Raw genomic sequence first — 26,913 nt, 5'->3', positions numbered from 1 at the left:
AATTGATACTTTCAAAATATCATAAGATCAAGGTCTTTTAATATTTGTTTTACAGTGCGCTTTTTTCAGCTCTCAAAAAATGTGTTAATGACGTATTATTATATTTTTTTGGATCTCGTTTAACAGAGCAGGGACGGTTTTTCAAGAAAGAGGATGGTTTCATAAGTACGGAGTTATTTTTCTTAAGGAAGAAGATATAAAAGTTCTACGATTATTTAAAAAATGACTTATCAGATTAACGTCATATTTAATGATACCATTCCACCTGGGTGACGGTACAATCGCCCTGCAAGTTCTAGTTCTAAAAGAACCAAATAAATGATATTAGCTTCTACTCCTGTGTGTTCGATGATATCATCAATGTAAATAGGAGCACAACTGAGTGATTGAGCTATTTTAGTTCTTTCGTTTTCACTAGGTTTAAGCATATCCATACTACTTTTTTCTTCTATAGTCTCAACAAGATAAGGAGATGAAAAGAAATTTTTTTCTATCTGTGGATTTAATGCATCAATTACTTCCTCAGGAGAGGTAATGAGTATTGCTCCATCTTTAATAAGAGCATTTGTTCCTTCATAGCGAGGATCAAGAGGTGATCCAGGGACAGCAAACACAATTCTTCCAAATTCTCCTGCTAGCCTTGCAGTGATTAAAGAGCCTGATCTTTTTGCTGCTTCAATGACTATTAAGCCTATTCCTACTCCTGCAATAAGGCGATTCCGACGTGGAAAATCACGGGCACGTGGTATCCAACCAAAAGGCATCTCACTGATTGCTAAACCTACACCATTCCAAATTTCTTCTAAAAGACTGATGTTTTCTGGTGGATATGAACAATCTAAACCACCTGCCATTGCAACGATTGTCCCGCTATTAAGGCTTGCTCGATGCGCAGCTGTATCTATGCCACGTGCTAATCCTGATATAATAACATAACCAGCTTTAATAATTCCTTGGCATATAAAAGTTGTAAATTTTAATCCTCCTATTGATGCGTTACGAGCTCCGACGACTCCTATTGTAGGGAGTGTACTGGTTCTAATTTCTCCTTTAACAGCTAAAAGGGGAGGAGGAGAATCTATATAACGAAGCGCAACAGGATAATCTGGTTCACCAAGACCCACGAAATGTGCTCCAAAAGAATCTGCTATTTCCAGTTCTTTCTCGGCCTCTTCTCGTGAAAAAATATTAATTTTTTTCATTGCTCCTCCTCGGCGAGAGAACTCAGGGAGCATTTCGAGGGCACGCTCTGCTGAACCGCAATGATTGATGATGTCACGAAAGGTTGCTGGACCGACATTATCACTTCTAATGAGTCGTAACCACGCAATACGTTGTTCTGGAGTTAAAGGTACTCCTTTTGGTTTTGATGGGATATCAATCATATTTTTTTACAAAAGAAATTTTTTCTTCTTTTTTATTAATTAAACGCTGTATATTTCCCTTATGTTTTATCCAAACGATTATTGTCATGCATGTTAATGTCATTGCCAATATTGGATCTGATTTGATTGTCCAGCTGATGATCATGACCATAAGGGTTGAAAATAATGATGCAAAAGAAGAATAACGTGTTAATATAGCACAAGATAGCCAGATAATTGAAAATATTATAGCCATATAAGCATTTAATCCTAAAATTGTTCCTACATAGGTTGCAACTCCTTTTCCGCCTTTACAATGAAGCCATAATGGGAAAATATGTCCTATAAATGCACAGAAACCAGCAAGAATAGCTGCTGTTTTGTCAAAAAAGGCTGTAGCAATAAAAATAGAAACAGTGGCTTTGATAGCATCAAAAAAGAGAGTCATCGCAGCCAATTTTTTATTCCCAGTTCTAAGGACATTAGTAGTGCCGATATTTCCAGATCCAATGGATCTCACATCTCCAAATCCGCCTATATATGTCAATAATAATCCAAAAGGAATAGAACCAAGAAAATATCCAAACATAGCTGATATCATCAGATGTTTACTGTTAATAATCAATTCCATTCAAGAATCTCCTAATGTATAGACACGTTTTCCTGATACATATGTTTCTAAAACACGGCCTGAAAAGTTTGCATTTTCAAAAGGTGTATTCTTTGAAAGAGAAACCATATTTTTAGATCTTGCTACCCATGGATAATCTAGATCAATTACAACAATATCTGCAGGAGATCCAGGCCTGAGAGTGCCTCCAGGGATACCAAATATTTTTGCAGGTCGTGTCGACATTGCTTCTAGAAGTTTAATAAGAGAAACCTGATTATTGTGATAGAGACGCAATGCAGCTGCAAGCATAGTTTCAAGACCTATTGCTCCAAAACTTGCTTCAGAAAAAGGCACGTGTTTTGTTTCAGAAGTTTGTGGATTATGATCGGATACAATGATATCTATAGTGCCTTCAGCTAAGGCATTGATCATTCCCAAACGGTCTTCTTCAGAACGCAATGTCGGAATGATTTTACAAGAAGTTTGGTATTGACCAATATCGTTTTCGTTTAAGGTTAGATTATTAATGGAAACACCACAACTTGCGTTTACTCCACATTCTTTGGCTTTTTGTAGTAGAGATACTGATTGAGGAAGAGAAAGAGTAGGAGCATGATAATGACCACCTGTTCGTTTTGCAATACGTAAGTCTCTTTCTAAAGGAATAATTTCAGACTCTGGAATAATTGGAGATAGTCCTAGCCAGCTTGATAACAAACCTTCATTCATTACACCTTGAGATCCGAGATAATAATCATTTGTATCAATTGTAACAACAGCTTTGAACATATGTGTATAATTCATTGCATTATAAAGAATTTGTGTATTTGCAAAGCTAAAAGGTCCATGAACAAAAGTAACTGCTCCAGCTTCTTGGAGAAGACCGATTTCACTGATCTCTTTGCCTTTCATACCTTTCGTTAAGCTTGCTGCCGGATAGACATTGGCTATTGCTTTATCTTTTGCTGTATTCAGAACAAATTTGACAAGAGGAACACTATCAATAACCGGAGATGTAAATGGCATCATGATAAAAGAGGTTACACCGCCCGATACTGCTGCATTGGCAGCTGAAACGATGGTTTCACGATATTCTTCACCAGGTTCTCCAGTGTTAACACGGGCATCAATCAATCCTGGAGCAGCAACAAGACCTTTGCAGTCATGTATTATTGCTTCTTCAGGGAAACCCTGATTAAGAGCACTGTAACCTGCATCTGCGATGAGTCCATTTTTTATAATAATTGCTCCTGTTTCATCAAGATTACGAGAAGGATCAATGATACGTATATTATTTAAAACAATTGGTTTCATAAGGTTTCTTCAGAGAGTATTTTAATGTCGGAGAAGTTCTTGTATAACAGCCATACGAACAGCAATTCCCATTTCAACTTGTTTTTGAATAACACTTTGGGATCCATCTGCAATTGCAGAAGAAATCTCAACACCACGATTCATAGGGCCAGGATGCATGACAAGCGCATCCTCCTTTGCGATTTTGATGTTCTTTACGTTGATGGAATAATAATATGAATATTCTTGTATTGATGGTATAAATACTCCTAACATCCTTTCATTCTGGGGTCGTAACATCATTATCACGTCTGCGTCTTTTAATCCTTCTTCCATAGTATGGAACACTTTAACTCCCATATCTTCTATACGTGCTGGCAAGAGGGTTTTTGGGCCAACAACTCTTACATGTGCTCCCATTGTATTAAGCAATATAATATTAGAGCGGGCAACACGAGAGTGAAGAATATCACCACAAATTGTGACGATGAGATTTTCTAAATGACCTTTGACACTTCGTATCGTTAGGGCATCAAGCAGTGCTTGTGTCGGGTGTTCATGTGTTCCATCTCCAGCATTAATGAGAGTGGGGCCATGAATCTCTTGCAAGAGAAATTTCATTGTACCAGAACAGGGATGACGAATCACAAGAAGATCTGGATGCATAGCATTTAATGTTGCTACAGTATCGAGAAATGTTTCTCCTTTTTTATAGACGAATTGTTCAATGATATATTGATGACATCAGCTCCAAGTCGTTTTCCAGCAATTTCAAAAGAAGTTTGTGTTCGAGTAGATGCTTCAAAAAAAAGGTTAATATGCGTAAGACCCTTTAAAGTTGAAGTTTTTTTATTGCGCTGACGATTAGTTGTTAGGTATCCTTCTGCTTGATCAAGAAGATAACAAATATCTTGTTCAGTAAGATCTTTCATACTGATAAAATGACGCAATGAAAAAAAATACATGATATCTTTTCCAAAAAAATATGCTATCTTGTTATTTAGATGGCGGTGAATATTCAAAATACTAAGGGAAAATAACAAACCTTTGTTGAGAAAGTCGTGTTTATTTAAGGTAACTCATACTTTATAAAGTTTTTTCTTTTCAGAAACAAGTGAACTAAACGAGGATAAATAATTAACGTTCATGTATTTTAAAAAAAATTATATTAAAGATTAACTATGAATCGGATGAACCGAACAGATTTTTCGGCTGGGTTAAACCAGCCTTCACTGCGTATTGCTGTTAATGCATATCGGAGTGATCCTTTAGTTGTCGATCTTACTGCAACTTTATCGCGTACTGTACGTGAAGAACTTGAGGAGATGGGCAGCTATGTCACTTCGCATACTGCACAAGAATTAGCGCGCATGGCTAATCAAGGAATTCCTCAACTTCGTTCATACGGACCAGGTGGGGAGCGCATTGATGCAGTTGAATTCCACCCAGCTTGGCATGCATTGATGCGTCGTTCCATGCATGATGGTTTGCATTGTTCTGTATGGGATAAACAAGATAAGCCTGAAATGCGTGATCAAGCTCATAAAATGCGTGCAGCTCGATTATATTTGGTAGCTCAACTTGAAAGTGGACATCTAGGATCGCTGATGATGACGAATGCTTCAGTGGCGGCTTTGATGACTTCGCCAAGAGTTCAAAAAGACTGGGTACCAAAAATACTTTCACGTCAGTATGATTCTTCCAATAAACCTCCTATGCAGAAAACAGCTGTTACGGTTGGTATTGGTATAACAGAAAAACAGGGAGGATCTGATATTCGAGAAACGACTTCTTCGGCTGAGAAAGTCAGTGAAGGCATATATCGTTTATCAGGACATAAATGGTTTTTGTCAGCACCTATGAGTGATGCTTTTATAATGTTGGCTAAAACAGTTGAGGGAGTATGTTGTTTTATCGTCCCAAGGTTATTGGAAGATGGTTCTTCTAATGGTCTTCATTATCAAAGATTAAAAGATAAAGTTGGTAACCGTTCAAATGCTACAGTTGAAGTAGAGTTCTTTGATACCTTTGGATTTTTACTTGGAACACCGGGTTCAGGGCTACGTCATGTATTGGATATGGCAACTTTAACTCGATTAGATTGTGCTTTGATTTCATCAGGAGGTATGCGTACTTCTCTTGCAGAAGCAGTTCACTATGCTCGTAGACGTTTAGTATTCGGAAAGCTTTTGATTGATCAGCCAATTATGAAACGTGTTTTGGCAGATATGGCCTTGGATGTTGCTGCTGCGACTGCACTTTCATTTCGTTTGGCAGATGCTTTTGATCGCGCTAATACGAGTTCTGAAGATGCTGCTTATGCACGTATTATCACTCCAGTTGCTAAATATTGGTGTTGTAAGATTGCACCAGCTCTTATTGCTGAAGTAATGGAATGTGTGGGTGGTTCTGGATATGTTGAAGAACGTCCTATTGCACGTCAATATAGAGATTCTCCTGCTAATGCGATTTGGGAAGGAGCTGGTAATTTTATGGCGCTTGATGTTTTACACTTTATTGAAAAGGGAAGAGATCTTTTTGATCAAGTGTTTTCTTGTGTTGCTCGTGATTTAGGAGCGGCTGGTAATAAAACTATTGGTGTTCTGAAGGCAGCAATTTCTTTATGTGAAAAAGATGCAGGTTCTTCTCGTTTTTTAATTGAACAAATGGCGTTAGCTGCTGCTGCTGCTGAGCTTTATCGTTTAGGGGCAGGGCGTATTGCTGATGCTTTTCTGGAAACAAGACTTGCTGGAGGATGGCGTTCGACTTATGGGATGCTTGGTGGTCGTTTTGATTCTTCTTATATTATTGATCTTCTGTATCCAGATATGGGCTAAAAAAGTTTTTAATTTAATAAGATAATGCTTTATAGGTAAAGATCTGTTTTTTTGAGTTATTGGGATATAAATCATTCTTTCTTTTTTAAAACTAAAGGCATTATTTTTTATATTGAGATTAAATTTAAGAATGATTCCAAAATATTAAACAAATATAAAGCTATCACTCTGTATATTTAAAAAGTTACATAACAGAATGAATTCCAGTTAAAAAATAAAAGATTAACTGAAATGAATAGGTATGAAACCGTCCTGTTATAGCCGATAAGATACTCGGCATGTCCCCCCTTATTTCTTAACTATAATTTTAATTTTATATTCAAGGGACATATAATTATGAGTAGTATTTTAACCAATGAACATGCAATGTCGGCAATTTCTATATTCAGAAATACCAATAATGATCTTAAGTCTGTACAAGAACGTATTTCATCAGGTTTACGTGTAGCAGATGCTGCAGATAATGCAGCTTATTGGTCGATTGCAACAATAATGAGATCAGACAGTGAGGCACTTTCCGCTGTTTCTGATGCTATTGGGCTTGGAGCCTCAAAAATAAATGTTGCTAAAGATTCAATGAATGATGCTATCAAAGTATTAACTGACATAAAGAGCAAATTGGTTGCAGCAACTGAAGATGGTACTGATACTGTTTCTGTTCAAGAAGAGATTAATCAGCTGCAGGATCAATTGCATAGTATTGCTGAAGGTGCTTCATTTAATGGAGAAAACTGGTTGAAGGCTTCTCTTGGTTCTCCTTCCGCTTCTATTTCCAAGAGTGTTGTTAGTTCTTTTGTACGAGAAGAAAATGGCGCCATATCGATTAAGAACATTGAATATAAGCTCAATACCGGCAGTGTATTGTTTGATACTACTTCTTCTGTCGATAAAAAGAATTATGGTATTCTTGATAGCAAATATACAATGAGTAATCTTGAGCAGAAAATGGCCAAGATTGATGTACAATATGTCGATACTGATGATGGGAAGTTACATACAAAAACTTTTGATCTCGCAACTGCAAGTGCTGCATGGTTGAAGGGTCAAGGAGCATCTTTTGACGCAAAAAATGGTATTAGCACGATAGCTGCTGGAACATCTGGAGGATCTGGAGCACCTGGAACACCTGTAGCGGCTGCTACTTATATCAGAGTAAAAGATGATGTTTGGGTTAAGGCCTCAGAGACAGAGCTCACGGTGAAGGATTCTGCTGGTGCAAAGGAAATTGGAAAAGTATCAGTTTTTACTGATGCAGGTGCAAAATCTTATTATATTGATATAGGAAACAAAGCTGTTTCTAAGGAAAAAAGTCAAGATGTTGAGATGGATTATTCAGTCGTATCTTTAGATATCACCAAAGCTGATAGCGATGGTATGTATACCAAAAGTGGTGGTATCAAAAATATGGTAAAGTTTGTTAATAACCAGTTGCAAGCCATGACTGCTGCTGCTGGAAAACTTGGTTCCATACATTCTCGTATTAAACTACAGGAAGATTTTATACATACTTTGCAAGATTCCATCAAAAAAGGGATCGGTCGATTGGTAGATGCTGATATGGAAGCAGAGTCAAGCAGGTTAGCTGCATTGCAAACGCAACAACAATTAGCACTTCAATCTTTATCTATGGCAAATAGTAATTCTCAACGTCTTCTGATGCTCTTTAAGTAGCATTTAATAAAATATTGAGATCCTGAAGAGTCATTTTTAAAAATGGCTCTTCAGAAAAGGATAATTTTGCTTTTCTTAATTTTCACGTAAGTTTCGTTTTCTAAGCTTGAGACAAAAAATAATAACAATAGTTATTTGAATATACTTTGTATAGAAAAAATTCTTATTTTATGCTATAATGCAGGATAAAAATGCTGTCTCGTTACTTAAAAGATTTTAGTCAGGTTAATATGCCTGTTGTTGATACTTCGAATGTCTCAGAGCAGTGTTGTTCTGATATGATTCCTGTTCTTTCCTTTTCTGAAGTCAAAGCAGAAAAAGAGAAAGCTTATGCAGAAGGTTATGCACAAGCTAGTCGTGAACTGAAAGAATATTGGGAGAGTAAAAATGCTGATATTCAAAAGATGCATCTTAATGAGATTTCTTGTTTACGTGAACTTCTTGAACGACGTGCAGGGGAAAAAATTTCTGTTGGACTTAAAGAAATTATACAATCATTACGTGATTTTTTAGAAACTAAGGTTTTTAAAGCCTTGGTTCCTGTCTTAGAGGAAGGCTTGGCACGTAAAGCTGCATTTGAAATGGCAGAATTTGTACTTGAAACACTTAAGCATGGAGAATGTGGCGCAATAATAATTCATGGATCAGAAAAAACATATTCTATTATAGAACGGGAACTTGAAGAATATTCAAATATGGTACGCCATATTGTTAGTGATAGTGATCAAGTTAGCTTATCTGTTGAAATTTCTGGTCATGTTATTGTATCGCGTATTGATTCTTGGGCTGCAGAGATAAAGAAAATTCTAGCGTAAAGAAAATGTCTTATATGAACAAGATACAGGATAATCATCAGGTTCTTATTATTAAGAAACAGGGAATTCCTCAGTATACTCTGGGAGAAACGTTTGGTTCTTGGAAAATTGCTTATGCTGACTTTATGACTGCAATGATGGCTTTTTTTTTATTAATGTGGCTTGTCAATGCTGCTGATGAAAAAACTAAGCTTGCAATTGCTAGTTATTTTAGTCCTATCAATTTCTCGAATATAACAGAGCCTGCGAAAGAGTTAGAGAAACAATCTAAAAGTGACCATCAATCAGATCACAATTTACAAGAAAAAGAGGATCTTTCTTTTGATGATGGGTTTTTTCCCCGTGAGGAATTCGATGGTTCAGAAGTAGGTTTTTCAAAAGAAATTTTTCCAATTCTGGAAGAATATGAGCAGGATACTGCTTCTGAAGTTCTTGGTAAGGAAAAAAAGGAGGATAATAAAGCTTATTTTTCGAAAAATCTACAAAACTATGATGCTTATGTAGATCCTTTTGCACAAAATTTCTGGAAGCAACAGCTTCAAGTGCCATCTTTGGATAATGATAATCCAGAAAACTATCCAACTCTAAAGAGTTTTGAGGCTCCTATAATACAAGATATCAATACAGTTAAAAAGAATGCGACAGGGCATGCAGATTCTCTCTCAAGTTTAAAAGATAAGAGTCGTGAAAATGATCGCCTACAAAAAGAGAGCGAAGCACAAAAATTAAAAAACGTTATTGATAGTCAGCTTTCGGGTTTGGTTGGTCGTTTTACAGAAAAAATTACTGTCAAGCCAATAGAGAGTGGTTTGCTTGTTTCTCTTTCTGATCAAGACGATTCTCCTATGTTTGATGTAGGTTCTCATATTCCTTTGAAAGAAACAGTTTTGACAATAGAAAAAATAGGTCAGATTCTCTCTGAAAAAAACGTATCAATTATCATTAGGGGGCACACAGATTCACGATCATTTCGTGTTGGTAAAGGCGATAATTGGCGTCTTTCTCTTGATCGCGCATACAGTGCATATCAGATGCTTGTTAATGGAGGATTTGATAGGAAGAATGTATCTCATATTTCAGGCTTTGCAAATAATCAACTTAAAGTAGGATATGATCCTTTAAATGGAGCAAATCGGCGCATTGAGATCCTAATTCAAGAAAAAAATGAGTAGATGATGATGATTGATAAAGAGATCATCTTTTTTGCGATTTTAACTATAGGAATTCTAGTTCCTGAATTTGCTATTGGATATGAAGCTGACAATGTATTACCACCGTATCGTTTGATACGTTCTCTTCAGACTGTTATGGATACAGCTATACAAGGAAATGTCAATATACGTAGTTCAATGATAAAAGACATGGATATACAGCTACGTAAGACAAATATAGATGCTTTTTCAGATCAACGTAATGTTGAGGCTGTTTTAATTTATTCTATGATTGGAGGTAATCCTTTAACATTGGAATATTTTTTATCAAAGGATACAAAGGGATACTTTGATACTTCTTTTATAAAGTTTTTAAGGCAATATCTTTCAGGTACAGCAAGATTAAACAATGTACAGATTCAGAAATTACAAAAAGAGATTGATGGGAGACCAATTGTACCATATATGGCTTTGCTTTTTGGTAATATGATGATGGTTTCCCATTCTTCCAGGTCGTTACAATTCTTTGATCAGGTTCGTTTACTGTCTCCAGGGACAATTTTAGAAGAAATAGCTTTGAGACGTTCGTTGGCAGTAGCAATACGTAAAGGAATGCAAAAAAATGCTATAAGATATGCAAAACAATATGTACGTCGTTTTTCACATTCGACTTATTTTGAGCATTTTGCGCGGTTGTTAATACAACTTTTTATTTCTGATACAATAAAAATTGAAAAAAATGATATTTTAGAAATAACGTCCTTTTTAAGTCCTGTTCAAAAATACAATATTTTTTTTAAAATTGCTCGTTATGCAATAATTTCTAACAAGAGATCATTAGGGATTATAGCAACTGAGCAGCTTAAAGCACTTGTTAATTTATCTGATCACTCTTCTTCTACTATACGTCTTTATGAAGAGCTTGTTAAATTACCTTTCTCAGATATACGTTCTATTGAACATAATTTGGAAAGTATTTCAGATAAGGATCTTTCTTCTCAAGATAGATCCTTGAAAATGGCTGCAAAATTCTTAATCAAAGAAATTCTGCGTTCCCCTTTAATAGATTTCTATGAAATTAGAGGAAATAATTCTTATTATAATGGAATCTCAAAAAAAGATTTAGGTGTTGTTTCTGAACAAAAAAATATTCAATCTAAAGATGTAAATTTTTCGTCTTTTATTATAGAAAGTCGTAATAAACTTGATGCGCTTGATCAGATGTTGGGAGAAAATAGAAGACTATGACCAATACTATTTGTAAGAATCATATTGCAGAAGAAAGTTTTTCTTCTCCTAGATCAGGAGAAAGGTTGCAATCTTTTAAAGATCGAAAACAGCATGATTTTGAGTTTTTTTTAAAAAAATTACCAGAGGAAATAAAGACGATAGGGAATATTTCTGATTTAAATTCATCGGGAAGCAAAGCATTTTCTATTGAAACATCAGATGAAACTTCTGTTGATAAAATTCAGGAAACAGTTCTTGATAGTGAAGAAACAGATAGTGAATTTGAAAATGAGTTTTTTTCCATGCTGCAGGTGCAGCCAATGAAGAGTGAATTCTTTAATATAGGACTTTCTGAAGAAAGTAAGGAAAGTTTGACTGAGAGTTCTTCTGATACTTCTTGTCAAAAAGCATTAAAACACAAAAACAAGAGCTTTTTTACCGATAGTTTAGAAAAAGATAAAGATGATGATCTTTTACATTTCCTTTTCAATAAGGAAAAAAAGGAAGGAGATAAAGAGCAATTAAAAAAGGAAACTCTATTTTTAGAGAAACCATTTTTCCCAAAATTTCAAGTAAAAAAGGATAGTGTCAAGCTTAATCAAGAATATAGGAAATATACCTCGTTTGAGCTTCAGGCTTATAACCAGACTGGCGTATCATTACAAAATAATCATGCGATAAAAAAGGATATTTTGGAGGATACTTTCCCATTATCAACAAAAACAGCACTTTTAGGAAGCAATATTTTTTGTGGAACCAATACATATAATTGTATGACCATTTTTAAGAACATTGTTGAAGACGTTAGCTGGAGAACAGCTATGCAATTAAATTATAGCATAATAGGTTTTCAGGGTACACATAAAAATACGATAAATACTTTAAAGTTTGAAATGTGTCCAAAAAGTCTTGGAAATGTAACTGCTACCCTGAGTTTGGTAGGAAATAACTTGGTGATTACTCTTGGGGTAGAGAATAATCAACTTTATAAACAGCTTTATTTTGAACGTAAAAATATTTTAGATACGCTTAAGCTACAAGGGTATATCGTAGATTATTTAGACGTAAATCTTATTATAGAAAACTCTGTTAATAATAGTGAAACTCAAATGGATTCTGATTCTCCATTGCAACATTTCCAACAATCAGAAGATCTTTCTGGGAATAAAAAGCAAAATAATAAGATATGGAATAAAAAGAATACATCTGCATACTGTGTTATAGGAAAGGATGAAAATCAGGATGTTGATAATCTATCTGGTATAGTTGATATGAATATCGGGTATGTCTATATATAAAACCTTGTTTTCTAATCAAAAATTGATATCACATTCATTTTATTTCTTTATTGTGCAGGGATCCTGTTTTGAATGAATGGATTTTTCAGGTGTTTTTTATTTATTACTGAATTTTTTATTAAAAAGATATTCTTAGATAATAAAATAAAATTCAATAAAGGAATAATTTCATTTTTATTAAAATACTTCATTCGTATTATAACTTTGATAAAGTTGCTGTCAGTATTACTGATGATAACTATAAAAAAAGTGATAAAATATCATATTTTTTCTTTTCACGGTCTTTTTCAAATTGATCGTAGCATTAAGGGTTTATAATTTAGGATCTTTTCTTTTAGATATTCCATTTTTATGAAGTTTTCTGATGATTTATTTTTTTATTAAGAAAAACAACTATTTTTTATAACTGCATACAATATTTATTCTTAGATAATATTAAAACAAGCATTGAGGCAACTAGTAAATTATCTCAGTGATTTCCTGCAATTGATCATTATGGGTCTCATTCGTACCGATAGACTAACAAGGCATAATATGATTCGGAGGCAGGTAAATGCTTGTTTTAGTTGATGATCGTGAGTTGGTTAAGAAAGGTTATGTCTCTCTTTTTGGAAGTGAAGGTGTATCATTGGTAGGGTTTCATTCTTCAGAATTTGAAGAATGGATTCAATGTTTATCATCTGAAGACATTGCCGCAGTTGAAGCTGTTTTAATAGGTCAGGGGCAGCGGACACTGGAATTGTTAAAGGTTATAAGGGAACGTTCACAAGTTCCGGTTATTGCTATCAATGATCATCCATCTTTGCAGACAACTTTAAGTTTTTTTGATTGTGGTGTTGATGACGTTGTACGTAAACCTATTCATCATCGTGAAATATTAGCACGTATAGCCGCTATTCGCCGTCGAGTTAAAAAAATTACTGACTCTAATGATGTAGAGCCAATTCGTGTATTTTCTGATGGACGTGATCCGGAGATAAAAGGGGAAGTATTTCCTTTGCCACGTCGGGAACGCAGAATTCTGGAATATCTTATTGCCAATCGTGGGCGTCGAGTTGCTAAAACACAAATTTTTAGTGCTATTTATGGTCTTTTTGATGATGAAGTCGAAGAAAACGTAGTAGAGAGTCATATTAGTAAATTACGTAAAAAATTACGCAAAAAATTGGGATTTGATCCAGTGGATTCTAAGAGATTTCTTGGATATTCCATTGATTGGAATTGATTCAACATAACTGGATTTTTCATTTATTGGCTTCATAGATGTGTCAGTCTCACACAAGAGATATAGTATATGTTGATATAAAACATGAAGGTGAGGGACGATGAGTATTTTTGGAACTATGAAAACTGCTGTTTCTGGTATGAATGCGCAAACTAACCGTGTAACTGCGGTAGGTGATAATATCGCAAACGTTAATACAGTAGGTTATAAAAGGACGTCTGCTTCTTTTTCATCATTTGTTGTACCATCTACTGGCTCCTATTCTTCTGGTGGCGTAGAAACGAACATGAATTATTTTATATCTGAACAGGGAACATTAATTCATACGGTATCGAATACAGATTTAGCGATTGATGGTGAAGGTTTTTTTATTGTCAAGGATAGCATGCAGGTTCCACATCTTACAAGGTCTGGTTCTTTCAAGGTTAACCACGAAGGTTACCTACAAAATAGTGCAGGCTATATATTAATGGCATACCCATATAATGAACAGTCTTCGTCTACGGTTATCAATAGTTTTGCCGGATTACATAAGGTTAATGTTAAAAGTCTGGAGATGAAAGCAGAGCCTACTACCTATGCATTTATTCCTGCAAATCTTGATAAAGATGCTCATTCTGTTGCGGGAGATTCTCCTAAAGATAATAAAGCTTTAACTCAATATACACATAAGACTTCTTTTTCTGCATATGATTCACTTGGTTCCAATGTAATTTACGATTTATATTATACAAAAAATGACAATGGAAAGTGGGAAGTGACAGTTTTTCGTCAGGATCAGGCCACTCAAAAAGGGTTTCCGTATCAAAATCAAGGGGTAGACGTTTCCCCACTAGCATCAGAAATTTTGTCATTTGATCTTTCTAACGGACGTTTGAAGCCTCTTTCAAAGAATAAAATATCTTTTATTGATAATACATTCGGTGTTCCACAAAAGATAGAGATTGATCTTTCCAAGACAACACAACTTGCGGGAGGATTTATTCCACAAAAAACTGAAGTAAATGGTCAAGCTCCTAGTATGATAGAAAATATAAGCGTTAATAAGCAGGGTGTTGTTAGCGTTGTTTATGGGGATGGTGCTCAATCGCCAATTTATCGTTTGGCCCTTGCCAGTGTTCCCAGCATCAATAATCTACAATCCTGTACCGGTAATGTTTATTTACCGACTCACAATTCAGGTAAAATAAGTATTGGCTTTGCTGGTAATGGCCGTTGTGGAGAAATTATTTCTAATGCGCTTGAAAGTTCTAATGTGGATATCGCGCATGAGTTAACTGAAGTTATAGAAGCACAACGTAACTATGTTGCAAATTCTAAAGTTTTTCAGACCGGTTCTGAAATTTTGGATGTTCTTATTAATCTTAAAAGATAAATTTTTTATATCAGAAAGTTTTTAATATGTCTCTTTCAGCGGCTTTGAATAAGGCACAAAATATTTTTAGCAATGCGAGTACGCGTCTGGGAATTCTTGTTAAAAATATTGAAAATTCAGGTAATGATAATTATGTCCGTCAGAATCCTGTTACCAAGACAATTGTAAAAGGAATAACAGTTGTCGCTAAAGAACGTGCCGAGAATGCCAATATATTTCATAAGCTTTTAGAGAGTACTTCTTCTGATACAGGTCAGAGATGCCTTATGGAGGGTCTTGATTATATAAGGATGCTTATGGGAGGAAATGATTATCAAAATTCTCCGTCTGTTTTTTTGGCAAAATTTCAAGAAAATCTCCAAATATATTCTAATGATACCTCTAAAACTATTGTTGCTGAAATGGTTGTAGATAGTGCTGAAGAGCTTTGCAAGGTTCTTAAAAATTCTTCTAAGGCTATTCAAAAACTTCGTGCAAATGCTGATGAAGATATATATTTGGAAGTTTCCAGGTTAAACGATTTTTTATCTGATTTAAAGAGTATGAATGATGCTGTTAAATCAGCAACTGCTTTAGGAGAAGATAATAGTGATCTTTTGGATAAGCGCGATTCAATATTAAAACAGATTTCTCAAATTGTTGGAATATCAACAATTACAAGAGGCAATAATGATTTAGTAGTGTATACTAATACTGGTATTACTTTATTTGAAACTGTTCCTCGTGAAGTAACTTTTGAACAAACTGCATTCTATGATGCTTCTGTTGAGGGAAAGGATGTTTATATTGATGGCGTTAAGATTGTTCTTTCTAACCATGTTAATATACAGCCAAAAGGTAAAATAGAAGCTCTTTTACAAATTCGTAATAAAATAGCTCCTGTTTTTCAAAATCAGCTTGATGAAATAGCGAGAGGACTTATCGTAACTTTTGCCGAGAGTAATCCAACAGATGCTAATCTCTCTCCTCAGGTTTCAGGGCTCTTTAGTAGTGCTCATATACAGGTACCTTTGCTTGGAAACTTAAAAAAAGGGTTAGCTGAATCTATTCAGGTTGATTCTAAATATCAAGAACACCCATCTTTTATTCGAGATGGTGGCTCTAAGGGAAATGATTATACCTGGAATAAGGAGAAATTCAGTCAATATTCTAATCTTGTTGATCATTATTGGTCAAAAATGAATGTTGATATTAAATTCGATTCTACAGCTGGAATAGATACTTTTACCAATTTGCTGCGATATGGACAGAATTCAATAGGCTGGTTGGAGCAATGCCGCGCTGAGTGTGATGATGCTGTTACTAAAACTTCTGCAATGTTTAATCATATCCAGGATTCTTACTCCAATATTACAGGAGTGAACCTTCAAGAAGAACTCAATTTTCTTATTCAGGTAGAGCAGTCTTATAAAGTGTCTGGGAAACTTATTGCATCTATTGATGAGATGATGGAAACGCTGTTAAGGAGGATTTGATCAATGATGAAAACTACAGACATTTCAATGTTATCTCTTCATAAGAGAGCTAGTTCTTTTATGAAGGAAACCTCTAATAAAATTAACAAATCGTACAAGGAGATTATAACCGAGCAACATGCAGATTTTGGTACAAAATTAGGCATGCGTGCAGCTGAAACACTTGAAATGAGGCAAGAGATTGATTGTATCAAATCATTTCTAAACAATAACGCATTGACAGAAACTCGTTTGGATCTTTCTCAAAAAGCACTTGAGAATATGGCGACAACAGCTCAGGATATTCTTAATACAGTTTCAGTAGCAAGCGGAAATTCTAATCCATCAATGCTAGAGGTGGTAATTAATACTGTAAAGGATGGATTATCTTCTTTTACAGGTTCTGCAAATACATCTGCTAATGGCAAGTATATTTTTTCTGGAATAAATAGCGGAGTTGAGCCATTAAAAGATTATTTTAGTAAAGATTCATTGGCTAAAAAGGCCTTTGATAGTGCTCTTAAAAAATTTTTAGAGGACAATAATATCAAAGGAATTAATGGTGAAACAGAACCTTCTGCTATGAATGGTGCTCAGATGCTTGATTTTATAAATCAACTGGAAAAATCTTTTGCAGATGACAAGTATTGGTCTGAAAATTGGTCAAATGCTTCTAGTAAAAATATATATAGTCGTATTAATAAGTTTGAATATAGAGAAGTTTCAACAAATGTTAACGTAGACGCTGTTAGGAAATTTTCTCTTCTTTCTGTTCTTTCTGTAGAGCTTTTAAAGAAAGATCTTGGGAAAGAAGCACTTAATATAATTAATGAGAAGGTTGTTTCTTATGCGGGTCAGGTTGTAGGTGGCATTAATGAACAGAGAAGTAATCTTGGATTTATGCAATCAAGAATTCATAAAACGAATATGGTTCTTAATAATCAGCAAGAAGTGCTACAAAAATATTTTTCTCAATTAGTTGGGGTGAATCGTGATGAACTTTCTGTAAATCTTCAAGAGGAGATCATGCGATTAGATTTGTCTTATTCAATGACTGCTAAACTTTTAAAACTCAGTATCGCAAATTACCTTTGATACTTAATCATGAAAAATTCATTAGTAAAGGATAGGGCCATGTATCATTCCTGTTATGAGGAAAATATGCAAAGCTCGATGGTTGAAGCCAGGAAACGTGAGCGTTTGATACTTGATCGGTCTATATCTTTGTTATCTGAGGCGCGTGATTGTAAAGGCGGGGTTCATAATATAATCCATGAGGCTCTTTTCTATACAACGCGTGTTTGGGTTTTTTTCATTGAAGATTTGCAAGGAGATGATAACAAATTATCTGAGGATCTTCGGGCTCAGCTTATCTCTATTGGTTTTTGGATTTTGAAAGAATGTGAACGAATTCGTCGCCATGAATCAACAGATTATCAAAGTATTATAGATGTCATTTCTATGGTTAGGGATGGCTTAAAATGAAGAATTCCTTGCGAATTTCACTTAAAAATGGCGAGAAGCTTTTTATCAATGGTGCTGTTCTGCGCGCAGATCGCAAGGTAATCCTTGAATTTTTGAATGATATTAATTTTATGCTCGAACATCATATCCTGAAAGAAGAAGAAACGACTACTCCATTACGTCAGTTATATTTCATAGTGCAGATGATCTTAATTAATCCAGCAGGAAAAGACTATGCATTGTCTTTTTTTCAAAAAACTATTGGAATGTTATTGGCTTGTGCCTGTAATGAGGAAATGTTCGTAGCACTTAAACGGGTTGAGTTTTTAGTGATGTCAGGACGTTTTTTTGAGGCTTTAAAAATAATCCGGTCTTTTTATGACATAGAAACCCAGGTTATCATTCAAGATGAAGTATTTTCGTCTACTATTGAATATATTCAGAAAGAGATTGCTTTATGGAAATAAATGCAGGGATTTTCCCTTTAAAGAATGAAGTTAAAAGTTCAGGGGCTCAAAAAAAAGTTAATTACGATAGTTTTTTAAAGCTTCTTGTTGCTCAAATAAAACATCAGGATCCAACAGAACCAATGAAAGCTAGTGAGCAGATAGCACAACTTGCTGTTTTTTCTCAAGTAGAAGAGAGCATAAAAGTTAATTCTAATTTGCAAGAATTGCTGAATAGTAACCGTCTTGCACAAGCTGCGAGCTATATTGGTAAAAAAATTATTGGGCTGGACGGAGTTAAGAAAGGAGTTATTTCTTCTGTGGAATTGACTCCTTCAGGGTTAGTGGCTTTGACCTCTGATCATCAGAAAATTCCTGTTGAGATAGGAATTGTTCTTTCTAATTAGTGCAATTTTTTTCTTAATGAGGCTGTATTTTTCCAGTTTGAGATTATTTTAAATGAATGAGGTAGATGTTTTAGAAATTGCCCAAACGGCAATATGGACGATTTTAATTGCAAGTTCCCCTGTACTTTTATCTGCAATGATTATAGGGCTTTTGGTAGCTTTTTTTCAAGCATTAACTCAAATACAGGAAATGACCCTTACTTTTATTCCTAAAATTGTTGCGGTTTTGCTATCTCTTTTTGTTTTTTCTCCTTTTATTGGCGGACAGATATCTCTTTTTACAAATCTTATTTTTTCATGGATTCAATCAGGATTTTAATAAGATAATTTTACACAAGATTGATCGTTTATCATTCTAATCTTTATTCCTGTAATCTATTTTACAGGACATACCTTCCCTCATGAAGAGGTATAAAAAATATGTTTCAATCGCTTGTTAGCGCTTTTTTGAAGATCAATAAAAATAATCAAGATATTGTTTTTGCTCTAGGTATTATTTTTGTTATATGTATTTTGTTTTTACCTATACCTTCATTCCTTATTGATATAGGATTAGCTTTTTCCATAGCTTTATCAGTCCTTATCTTAATGGTTTCTCTATGGGTTGAGAGACCATTGGAATTTTCTTCATTTCCAACAGTGCTTTTGCTTTCTACTATTATACGTTTAGCATTAAACATAGCTACAACACGTGCCATTTTATCGCATGGTAATGAAGGGTATGATGCAGTGAGTAGAGTAGTGTCTGGTTTTTCCTTTTTAGTGATGTCAGGAGATTTTGTTATTGGATTAGTCGTTTTTATGATTTTAATTACGATTAATTTTATTGTTATTACGAAAGGTGCAACTCGTATTGCAGAAGTTGGAGCTCGGTTCACTTTGGATGCTATTCCTGGAAAGCAGATGTCTATTGATGCTGATCTTTCATCAGGTTTAATCGATGAAAGTGTAGCGCAGCAGCGACGTAAAGAACTTGAAAAAGAAAGTTCTTTTTTCGGAGCAATGGATGGAGCCTCAAAATTTGTTCGTGGGGATGCTATTGCTGCTCTTATTATTACAGGGATAAATATTTTAGGTGGTATTCTTATTGGTTATTTTCGGCATGATATGCCTATTAGTCAAGCAGCCGATGTCTTTGTAAGATTATCAGTAGGAGATGGTCTTGTATCACAGGTTCCTGCCTTGATTATCTCTTTGGCAGCGGGTCTTTTAGTATCACGTACAACTTTAAGTGGTTCTACGAATAAAGCTGTTGTTGATCAACTCTCTGGTTATCCACGTGCATTGATAGTTTCTGCAATTCTTATGGGTGTGATGGCTTTTATTCCTGGTTTGCCAGCGATGCCATTTTTAATATTAGGAAGCTTATTTGTTTTAGGAAGTTGGTATATTCCATATAGGATTGAAATGAATAAATCCTCTCAGATTTCTAAGAAAAAAGAAAGAAAAACTCAAGAAGAAGATAAAGATTCAATAAAGTCAGCGTTAAGAGTATCAGGAATTGAACTGGTTTTTGGTAGTATGCTTTCAACTTTTTTTCTTTCTTCGCAGCAGGAACTTCTCTTTCGTGTTGGTAAGATGCGCAAAAAATTTGCCCAACAGTATGGATTTATTATCCCGGATATTAAGGTAACAAATGATATTTCCTTACCAGAAAAGAGTTATCAGATTCGTATTCATGGGACTACAGTTGCATCCAGTAATCTTCGTATTGGAGAAATATTGGTTATCGTTGGTTCAGGAGAGAAACCGAGTTTTCCAGGAGAAGAGATTCGTGAACCCGCTTTTAATATTCCTGCTATTTCTTATTTAGAAACTTTTTCAGAGGATATACGGCGTGAGGGATTTCAGCCTATTGATAATACCTCTGTCATGTTAACGCATCTTAGTGAAGTTATTCGTAATAATTTATCTCAGCTTCTTTCATACAAAGATGTTAGAATGTTGATTGATCAATTGGATCCAGAGTATAAAAAACTGGCTGAAGAGATAAGTTCTTCTCATATATCATATTCTGGAATTCAGGCAGTTCTCAAGGCATTGCTGTCTGAGCGTGTTTCTATACGTAATTTGCATTTAATTTTAGAAATTATTGCTGAATTAATGCCCCATGTACGGAAGACAGAACAAATTGTAGAGCATGTTCGTATTCGGATAGCTCAGCAGCTTTGCGGTGATTTTTTGGATGATGGTGTGTTGCGTATCCTTAGATTAGGAAGCCATTGGGATATGGTCTTTCATCAAGCATTAAAGCGGGATTCAAAAGGGGATGTTATGGACTTCAATATTGATCCGCGTTCTATTGAAGAGTTTTCTGACCAAGCTAAAGTGGTTATTCGTGAATATATTGATAGGGGATTACCTTTTGTTATTGTGACATCACCAGAGAGTCGCACCTATATTCGTATGATCCTTGAACGCATGTTCCCTTCTTTGCCAGTACTTTCTCATATGGAAATCGCTAAAGGTATAGAAATAAAGATACTTGGCTCTATTTCATGATATCTCATCTTCATAAGGAAATTTTATCTGTTTTTCTGGTTTTTTGTCGCATAGGTAGTTGTATCATGTTTCTACCAGGATTTTCAGCAGCGTGTATACCTGTACAAGTTCGTTTATATTTTTCGATTGCGTTTTCTATAATTATACTCCCATTTTTATGGGATGTCGTTTATCCTAATGTTTCTGGATTGGGTCCTGCTTATATATTGTTAATAGTAATTGAAATATTGATAGGCAGTGCATACGGGATTGTTACACGTATATATGCACTGGGATTACAATTCTCCGGGACAATTATTTCTACAATGATAGGTTTAAATGTTGCATCAGGAATTGATATTTCTGAAAACACTGTAGGAATGCCTGTTGCAGTTTTCATTGGTATTACAGGTTTACTTATGCTTCTTGCAATGGATTTCCATCACGACATTTTGTATGCACTTGTACAATCTTATAGTGTTATTCCTGTAGGCGGAGAAATAAGTTCCCGTATTAATCTTGTTACTTTTGTTAATGTGTTCCAGGAAACATTTTATATTATGTTACGCTTATCTAGTCCTTTTATCATATTTAATTTGATATTTAATATAAGTGTTGGACTTCTTAATAAACTGGTTCCACAAGTTTTCTTGTACATTATATCTTTACCTGTCATGTTAGGAATAGGCTTTTTTCTTTTATATTTATCAATATCATTTTTTTTACATCAATTTGTGCATTCTTTTAGGATTATCTTTTGAAGAAAGTAAATTTTTATGACTAAAGTTTTTTATTCCAAGAGATTACGTCGAATGGCTAATGTACAAGGTTGTTTAAAAAAAATAACAGAGAACAATCTTGCGGATACTTTATACAAGCGTATGCAAACAGAGAGTTTAATGAAAGTTGTAATGACAGCAATGACTTCTGGATTACCAATACATGCTTCTTTTCTTTCTCAGTATTCTCGTTTTTATCAACGTTTACTGGAAACTCAACAACAGTTGACGCATCTACAAGAGGTTCAGGAATCGTGTCTTCTATCTGAAAAGCTCAAAATTAAACACTTAAATGAGCGGGCAGAAGTAGCTCAAGCTTTAGAAGAAATAGAGATTGAGGAAGAGAATATTCAAGGTTACATAGAACATAATTTTCTTGTGACTCCAGCCTCTAGCAAGCTTTAACATTCATAATAAATATATCTTTGCAAAAGAAGGATATGTTATATGAAGGTTTTAGAGACACGAGATCTTAGTTTTTTGACAAAAGGTCGTCATCTTGATCAGAGTTTTCCTGCTATAAAATTTCCTAAAAATCAAGTAGAGGAAATTCCAGAAATTTATAACAAGTTTGAATCTTTAGTGCTTCAATGTTTTATTAAATCTATTTTACCACAGAAAATGGTCGAACCTTTTGGAAAAGGTTTTGCTGGGGACTTCTTAAAAGATTTGCTTTCACAACATATTGGTACAGCGATCTCACTTAAGGGTGGAGTGGGACTTGCCTCCCAAGCCTATCTTGATCAGAAAAATAAAACTACTGTGATTGCTGATAGGGAAATATAGTGACTAATATTAATATCAATGTGAATGCATTAGAAATGACAGAATCTACGGCACAAGATTATCGTATTCGTATATTATCTGATCGTATTATAGAAATCATAGATAATGAAAATAAAAGTCTTGGTAAAAACCCTCAATTTAATATTGATGTTTCTAATAATAATAAAGGACGTTGTTTATATGAATTATCTATGTTGTTCCAGGATCTTGATACTGAAAAATTATCTCCCGTCAGTATTCAGAAATTACGTGAGGTGCATGAAAAATTAACATTCAATGCTTGCCATTTAGAAGCTTGCCTTGAAGCTGCCCGGACTATGGCTAATTTATTAAAAAATACAATGAAAAATATGGATACTGATGGCACTTACTCTAACAAGTGAGCCTCTGGGATTTTATCACATATGATAAGAACTTTCTTAATTGGACTATGGGTTTCTATAGTAACATTGGCAACTGTCTATGTTGTTTTATACATGTCAGTTCCTGATAAGCCTAATGAATCAGAAGATATTGGTATAAAAATGTCGGAAATACTAAAAAGCGAGCAGGTTTCTGTTCCTGTGATTTCTGAAGGAGATGTTCAGGCTTATTTTGTAGTGCAATTATCTTTTATGATAGAGAAAGATAAAGCTAAGAAAATCAATTTTTTTTTGAAAGAAATGATTACTGATCATTTGTATACACTCCTTATTGGTTCTTCTGTAATTAATATACAGAAACTTAAAGAGTTTGATCTCGAAAATTTTCGTAAGGAAGTAAAAGAAGGGTTAAATTCTCAATTTGGAACCGATGTATTATTACGTGTTTTCATTGATAAGATTGATTATTTCCCAAAGGCTTCCATACGCCATAATTCTAGCCGTTCTAAGTACAGGAGAATAAAGCTATTAAAATTTTCAGAATCAGAAAATTTTAACACAGCATCACCATAAGAGAAATTTTTTCCTTTATTTTTCTAAAGTTTGAAAAAAGGGATATGAATTTGTTTTTTATGTCTTTTAATTGTAAAATTAAAATTAGGAAGGCACTTATTAAATCAACACAAATTTCTATAAATGCTGTGGAGATAAATAACTTCGGTGTATTCTCTTAAATATACAGTCAAAGGTAGAAAAATAAAATGAAATCAATGGTTTATAATATAATTATAACGTAGTATGTATTCAAATTAAGCTCAATGCGCTTCTTCCCAATTATAACCGGCTCTTATGTCTACTTTAAGAGGTACTATTAAGTTTAGTTTAGGAAAGGGAGCGTTTTCCATGGCTTTAGATATAATGGGTATACTTTTAATAACTTCCTCTTCTTTTACTTCAAAAACGAGTTCATCATGTACCTGGAGCAACATTTGTGCTGAAATATTATGATGGATGAAATCTTTTTTCATACGAATCATGGCTCTTCGGATGATGTCTGCTGCTGAGCCTTGTATAGGTGCGTTAATAGCTGCACGTTCATTAAATTGACGAATTGATGCTTTGCGTGCGTTTATTTCCGGGTAATATATTCGGCGTCCAAAGATGGTTTCTACATAGCCGTGCTGATGAACAAAGGCTTTTGTTGTTTCAATATAGTCACGTATTCCTGGAAAACGCTTAAAGTAGAGTTCAATATATTCTGAAGCTTCAGAGCGTGAAATAGCTAATTGATTGGCTAGCATGAAGGATGAAATTCCATAAATGATACCAAAATTAATGGCTTTGGCACGGCGACGTACATCAATTGACATTTCTTTTAAAGGTATATTAAAAACTTCAGATGCTATCATTGCATGAATGTCTATCCCATCAGCGAAGGCCTGACAAAGTTCTGAAACATGTGCAATATGCGCTAAAACACGTAATTCAATTTGGCTATAGTCAGCAGAAATCAACTTTTTTCCATGGGGAGCGATAAAAGCTTTACGAATTTTACGGCCCAAAGCGTTTCGTACTGGAATATTTTGGAGATTTGGTTCTGAAGAAGAAAGACGTCCAGTTGTTGTAGCTGCTAAAGAATAATGAGTATGAATTCGATGCGTGTTTTTGTTAATATAGTGAGGAAGAGCGTCTGTATACGTTGATCTGAGTTTGGACAGTTGACGCCATTCAAGAATCATTGGTAACAGGATATTTTCATCAAACTTCATCTTTTCAAGAGCTTGGGCTGATGTTGATTTTTGTCCTGTTTTCGTTTTAAATCCACTGGACAATCCAATTTTTGTAAATAAAATGTTACTCAGTTGTTTCGGTGATGCAATATTAAAATTTTCACCGGCAAGAGCATGTATTTTTTTTTCTAAAATCATACTTTCTTGTAGTAATTCATGAGAAAGTTGCAAAAGAATTTCTTGGTTTACATATATACCATTTGTTTCCATTTCTCCCAGGACTGTTACCATTGGCCGTTCTAGCCGTTCGTATACAGATAACAAACCTTCAGCGACAAGCCTTTGCTTAAGGAGCATCCACAATTTTAGATTTATATCACAGCATTCGGCAGCGTATTCTTTAACTTGTGATATGGGTAGTTTATCAAAAGTAGTCAGCAGTTTTCCTGTTCCAGTAAGGTCTTTGTAGTTTATAGGAATATGGTCTAGCCATTTTTTAGAAAGTGTTTTTAAATTATGATCAGAACGTCCAGAGTCTAATACATAAGACATAAGCATTGTGTCATCAAAGCTGCAAATATCAATCCCGTAGCGTTTCATCACAATAATATCATATTTTATATTGTGACCAATTTTAAGAATAGAAGGATCTTCTAGCAGTTCTTTAAGATAGGACAGTGCTAATTCATTAGGAATATACAATTTTGAAGCTGATTCATCTTCTATGATCTCAGGTGTATTGTGTGTATTCAGTGGTATATAAATTGCCGAAATCTGTATTTGTGATAATGGAATGGTTTTTTCTTTCATAGCGAATGAAAATCCCACGAGTTTAGAATTTAAAATATCCATTTTATCAGTGATGACTTTGAAACCAACAATTCCATTATCCCGTATTCTATGAATCCAAGTTTTGAAGTTATTAATATCAATAATCTGCTGACAGGAAAATGTATCTTCTGTTTTTAATTGTTTAAAGCTCTTAGAGCGTTCTATTACCAGTGACTGAGGTGTGAATATTTTTCTGTCAGAAATAGATGAAACTTCAGTGTTAGGAGAATTATGCTCATCATTTTTTTTACGCCAGGTTTCTCCTGGATCTACATCAGCTGCTTCAATGAGTGAAGCATCACAGTCACATACTTTAGCAACATGCTTTATAAGTGCATTTAATTCCATTGCTTTAAGAAAAGCAATAAGTTGAGAACCTTCTTGAGGATGTAATAGTATTTCATTAAGTGGTATTGGAAGGGGAAGGTCAGTACGCAGCGTTACAAGCTCTCGAGAAAGACGAGCCATATTAGCGTGTTCTATAAGTGCGTCCCGTCTTTTAGACGGTTTCATGGTATGAGCTTGTAATAAAATATTATCAAGATTACCATATTCTTCAAGTAACAAGGCAGCTGTCTTAGGGCCTATACCCGGGATACCAGGAATATTATCAATAGAATCCCCGGTTAATGCCTGTAAGCAAATCATTTTTTCTGGAGGTACCCCCCATTTTTTTAAAACATCATCAATCCCGATACGTTTATTTTTAAGAGTATCATATAAAGAAACAGAAGGGCTGACTAACTGCATCAAATCTTTATCGGACGAAACTATGGTTATCTCTGCACCTTCTTTTTCAGCAGCACGTGTATAACTGGCAATAATATCATCCGCTTCGAATCCTTCAATTTCAATAGAAGGAAGACTAAAAGCTTGTGTTGCTAACCGAATAAGAGGGAATTGAATTATGAGTTCTTCAGGGGCCGCAGAACGATTGGTTTTATATCCTTCATATAAAACATTCCTAAAAGTTTTGGCAGGATGATCAAAAATGATAGCAAAATGTGATGGTGTAATAGAAATTTCTGTATTTCGAGCGTCTTTTAAGAGCTTCCAGATCATATTACAAAAACCGGAAACTGCATTAACGGGTAATCCATCTGCTTTACGATGAAGTGGTGGCATAGCATAAAAAGCTCGGAATATAAAACCCGACGCATCAATAAGAAAGAGATGATCACCTTTTTGCATAGATAATTTTAAAGTTTAACATATGTTTAAGTATATTAAAATACTGGTTTTATGTTTTTGGTTTATGAGATCATTTACAAAAATTTCTAATGTAAATGATTTTACAATTT

General features: G+C 34.5%; 24 protein-coding genes and 1 pseudogene. 20 read left to right on the top strand and 5 right to left on the bottom strand.

Going from position 1 to position 26,913, the window contains the following annotated elements:
* Positions 1 to 230: 230 nt before the first annotated feature.
* The 4 genes and pseudogenes from dprA to B488_RS04580 form a co-directional block, all read right to left on the bottom strand.
* A complete protein-coding gene (dprA, locus tag B488_RS04595; RefSeq protein ID WP_015273375.1) occupies positions 231 to 1,385 on the bottom strand; it encodes a DNA-processing protein DprA in 1,155 nt (384 codons plus the stop codon).
* Positions 1,378 to 1,995: a glycerol-3-phosphate 1-O-acyltransferase PlsY gene (gene plsY, locus B488_RS04590; protein WP_015273374.1), complete on the bottom strand. Its 618-nt coding sequence runs from the start codon at positions 1,993 to 1,995 to the stop codon at positions 1,378 to 1,380. Before plsY ends, dprA begins: the two co-directional genes overlap by 8 nt.
* On the bottom strand, positions 1,996 to 3,291 hold the full coding sequence (gene pyrC / locus B488_RS04585; protein ID WP_015273373.1) for a dihydroorotase: 1,296 nt from the start codon (positions 3,289 to 3,291) through the stop codon (positions 1,996 to 1,998). It abuts the gene before it with no gap.
* 21 nt (positions 3,292 to 3,312) lie between these two features.
* Positions 3,313 to 4,235, bottom strand: a pseudogene (locus tag B488_RS04580) (aspartate carbamoyltransferase catalytic subunit).
* A 216-nt stretch (positions 4,236 to 4,451) separates the two neighbouring features.
* Between B488_RS04580 and B488_RS04575 the strand changes: the two are divergent.
* From B488_RS04575 to B488_RS04475, 20 genes are all read left to right on the top strand, one after another.
* Positions 4,452 to 6,107, top strand: coding sequence for an acyl-CoA dehydrogenase family protein (locus tag B488_RS04575; protein WP_015273371.1), 1,656 nt, complete (start codon positions 4,452 to 4,454; stop codon positions 6,105 to 6,107).
* Between the two features lie 336 nt (positions 6,108 to 6,443).
* The gene (locus tag B488_RS04570; protein WP_015273370.1) at positions 6,444 to 7,778 is read left to right on the top strand and encodes a flagellin N-terminal helical domain-containing protein; all 1,335 of its coding nucleotides are present in this window, start codon (positions 6,444 to 6,446) and stop codon (positions 7,776 to 7,778) included.
* A gap of 191 nt (positions 7,779 to 7,969) precedes the next feature.
* The gene (locus B488_RS04565; RefSeq protein WP_015273369.1) at positions 7,970 to 8,593 is read left to right on the top strand and encodes a hypothetical protein; all 624 of its coding nucleotides are present in this window, start codon (positions 7,970 to 7,972) and stop codon (positions 8,591 to 8,593) included.
* A 14-nt stretch (positions 8,594 to 8,607) separates the two neighbouring features.
* Complete coding sequence (locus B488_RS04560; protein WP_015273368.1) at positions 8,608 to 9,765, top strand: flagellar motor protein MotB; 1,158 nt, start codon at positions 8,608 to 8,610, stop codon at positions 9,763 to 9,765.
* Between the two features lie 6 nt (positions 9,766 to 9,771).
* The gene (locus tag B488_RS04555) at positions 9,772 to 10,992 is read left to right on the top strand and encodes a hypothetical protein (RefSeq protein WP_144049206.1); all 1,221 of its coding nucleotides are present in this window, start codon (positions 9,772 to 9,774) and stop codon (positions 10,990 to 10,992) included.
* Positions 10,989 to 12,272, top strand: coding sequence for a flagellar hook-length control protein FliK (gene fliK / locus B488_RS04550; protein WP_015273366.1), 1,284 nt, complete (start codon positions 10,989 to 10,991; stop codon positions 12,270 to 12,272). The genes B488_RS04555 and fliK overlap by 4 nt, the downstream gene beginning before the upstream one ends.
* Before the next feature lie 553 nt (positions 12,273 to 12,825).
* On the top strand, positions 12,826 to 13,497 hold the full coding sequence (locus tag B488_RS04540; RefSeq protein WP_015273364.1) for a response regulator transcription factor: 672 nt from the start codon (positions 12,826 to 12,828) through the stop codon (positions 13,495 to 13,497).
* Between the two features lie 100 nt (positions 13,498 to 13,597).
* Positions 13,598 to 14,872, top strand: coding sequence for a flagellar hook protein FlgE (locus tag B488_RS04535; RefSeq protein WP_015273363.1), 1,275 nt, complete (start codon positions 13,598 to 13,600; stop codon positions 14,870 to 14,872).
* A gap of 26 nt (positions 14,873 to 14,898) precedes the next feature.
* Positions 14,899 to 16,347 carry a flagellar hook-associated protein FlgK gene (flgK, locus tag B488_RS04530; protein WP_015273362.1) on the top strand — a complete coding sequence of 483 codons (1,449 nt, stop codon included), beginning with the start codon at positions 14,899 to 14,901 and terminating at the stop codon, positions 16,345 to 16,347.
* Positions 16,348 to 16,353: 6 nt separating this feature from the next.
* Positions 16,354 to 17,421, top strand: a complete 1,068-nt coding sequence (locus B488_RS04525) for a flagellar hook-associated family protein (protein WP_041771131.1) — start codon at positions 16,354 to 16,356, stop codon at positions 17,419 to 17,421.
* 39 nt (positions 17,422 to 17,460) lie between these two features.
* On the top strand, positions 17,461 to 17,811 hold the full coding sequence (gene flaF, locus B488_RS04520; RefSeq protein WP_015273360.1) for a flagellar biosynthesis regulator FlaF: 351 nt from the start codon (positions 17,461 to 17,463) through the stop codon (positions 17,809 to 17,811).
* On the top strand, positions 17,808 to 18,257 hold the full coding sequence (gene flbT / locus B488_RS04515) for a flagellar biosynthesis repressor FlbT (protein ID WP_015273359.1): 450 nt from the start codon (positions 17,808 to 17,810) through the stop codon (positions 18,255 to 18,257). Before flaF ends, flbT begins: the two co-directional genes overlap by 4 nt.
* Positions 18,248 to 18,643 (top strand): flagellar hook assembly protein FlgD, encoded by a 396-nt coding sequence (gene flgD / locus B488_RS04510; protein WP_015273358.1) that lies wholly within the window; start codon positions 18,248 to 18,250, stop codon positions 18,641 to 18,643. Before flbT ends, flgD begins: the two co-directional genes overlap by 10 nt.
* A gap of 52 nt (positions 18,644 to 18,695) precedes the next feature.
* Positions 18,696 to 18,962: a flagellar biosynthesis protein FliQ gene (gene fliQ, locus B488_RS04505; RefSeq protein WP_015273357.1), complete on the top strand. Its 267-nt coding sequence runs from the start codon at positions 18,696 to 18,698 to the stop codon at positions 18,960 to 18,962.
* A gap of 101 nt (positions 18,963 to 19,063) precedes the next feature.
* Complete coding sequence (gene flhA, locus B488_RS04500; RefSeq protein ID WP_015273356.1) at positions 19,064 to 21,145, top strand: flagellar biosynthesis protein FlhA; 2,082 nt, start codon at positions 19,064 to 19,066, stop codon at positions 21,143 to 21,145.
* A complete protein-coding gene (gene fliR, locus B488_RS04495) occupies positions 21,142 to 21,885 on the top strand; it encodes a flagellar biosynthetic protein FliR (RefSeq protein ID WP_015273355.1) in 744 nt (247 codons plus the stop codon). The genes flhA and fliR overlap by 4 nt, the downstream gene beginning before the upstream one ends.
* A 15-nt stretch (positions 21,886 to 21,900) precedes the next feature.
* Entirely contained in the window at positions 21,901 to 22,308 is a 408-nt protein-coding gene (locus tag B488_RS04490; protein ID WP_060774426.1) for a hypothetical protein, read from the top strand.
* A gap of 42 nt (positions 22,309 to 22,350) precedes the next feature.
* Complete coding sequence (locus tag B488_RS06905; protein WP_015273353.1) at positions 22,351 to 22,689, top strand: rod-binding protein; 339 nt, start codon at positions 22,351 to 22,353, stop codon at positions 22,687 to 22,689.
* A complete protein-coding gene (locus B488_RS04480) occupies positions 22,689 to 23,072 on the top strand; it encodes a hypothetical protein (protein ID WP_015273352.1) in 384 nt (127 codons plus the stop codon). Before B488_RS06905 ends, B488_RS04480 begins: the two co-directional genes overlap by 1 nt.
* Before the next feature lie 21 nt (positions 23,073 to 23,093).
* On the top strand, positions 23,094 to 23,624 hold the full coding sequence (locus B488_RS04475) for a hypothetical protein (protein ID WP_015273351.1): 531 nt from the start codon (positions 23,094 to 23,096) through the stop codon (positions 23,622 to 23,624).
* Positions 23,625 to 23,866: 242 nt separating this feature from the next.
* On the opposite strand, the gene polA is transcribed toward B488_RS04475, so the two are convergent.
* On the bottom strand, positions 23,867 to 26,803 hold the full coding sequence (polA, locus tag B488_RS04470) for a DNA polymerase I (protein WP_015273350.1): 2,937 nt from the start codon (positions 26,801 to 26,803) through the stop codon (positions 23,867 to 23,869).
* Between the last annotated feature and the right edge of the window lie 110 nt (positions 26,804 to 26,913).

The sequence above is a fragment of the Liberibacter crescens BT-1 genome (genome assembly GCF_000325745.1).
In the GTDB taxonomy this organism is placed as follows: Bacteria; Pseudomonadota; Alphaproteobacteria; order Rhizobiales; family Rhizobiaceae; genus Liberibacter; species Liberibacter crescens.
This window is presented reverse-complemented; position numbering and strand designations above follow the sequence as displayed.